Below are 1,167 nucleotides of genomic sequence, written 5' to 3'. Positions count from 1 at the left end.
CCTTAAATGTTATTTTAAAGGAACGTTATAAGATGATTCCGGAAGAAGTTCGTAAATATATTAAGGGATTTTATGGTCGACCACCTGCCCCTATTGACCCAAAAGTTTTTAAGAAGGCAAAGATTAATAAAAGTGATATAATTAAGTGTCGACCTGCTGATTTGTTGAAGCCTGCTATTGAAGATGCAAGAAAGAAAGTATCTCATTTAGCCGAAAGTATGGAGGATATTTTATCCTATATTTTATTTCCGGAAGTAGCTAAAGATTTTCTGAAGAAGAAAATTGCCAAGAAATATCACTTAGGTATGGAAATATTAAATGGTAACCATAATTATGATGAAGAAGGATATGGAGTGTAATTTAGTATATAGTATACAGTATATAGTATATAGTAAAGAAAAAAGAAGAAGCCAAGATTCAAAATATTAAATAGCGTATAGCGGGTAGTAAAAAAGCGTAAAGCGTAAAACCAAAACTTAAAACTTAAAATTGAAGAAAAAGTTTTGAATTTTAAATTATGGTTTTACGTTTTTCGTTTAAAGTTTTTAGTTTATGAATATTTTTACTTCTAATTCTAAATATGCTAAAATATTTTAAGATTATTAGATATTAAGTAAAAGAAAAGGAAATATTATCATGCCTAAAAAATCTTATTCAATTTTAATTTTTTTTATTATAGTGGCTTTAGTAATTTCCGGGATTATAAGTTTTCATCGTTCCAAAATGGAAAGTGATTTTAAACAAGTAGAATTGGTGATGAGTCTAAACGAATTGAGAGAATTGTGTTACCAGGAAGGTTATGATGAAAATGAATGGTTAGTTAAAATAAAAAACTCTGGGATTAATTCTATCGCGATTCAAGAAGATACTCTGGAAAGTCTGGCCTTATCCGAAAAAATACTTTATTTTTCTGGCCAAGAGTTTAATAAATTAAATTTCTTTTTAAAAACAATTGATCTATTTGAAAAATATCAGTCTTTACCAGGGGAAACTTATATTATATTTAAAGACAAAAACGATTATTTTCGTATAAAAGATAATCTACAAAGACAATTAGGAGAGAATTTAGTAAGAGATCTTACCATTTTTCCTTATAAAGGTTTAAAGGTAAAAGGGAGTGAAGAAAAACTTGCTGATTTAAGTTTAGGATTTTCTGAAGAAGATATT

General features: G+C 27.4%; 1 protein-coding gene and 1 pseudogene. Both read left to right on the top strand.

Annotation, left to right across the window (positions count from 1 at the left end):
• Positions 1 to 359, top strand: a pseudogene (locus COZ07_RS08335) (oxaloacetate decarboxylase subunit alpha); the annotation flags it as partial.
• A gap of 277 nt (positions 360 to 636) precedes the next feature.
• Positions 637 to 1,167, top strand: a 531-nt coding sequence (locus COZ07_RS08330) for a DUF5693 family protein (RefSeq protein ID WP_406608104.1), incomplete at its 3' end; no start/stop codon positions are given.

Origin of the sequence: Candidatus Infernicultor aquiphilus (genome assembly GCF_002784285.1) — a bacterium.
Lineage (GTDB): Bacteria > Atribacterota > Phoenicimicrobiia > Phoenicimicrobiales > Phoenicimicrobiaceae > Infernicultor > Infernicultor aquiphilus.
The sequence above is the reverse complement of the archived record's forward strand: the minus strand, read 5'-3'. Positions and strand labels throughout refer to the sequence as shown.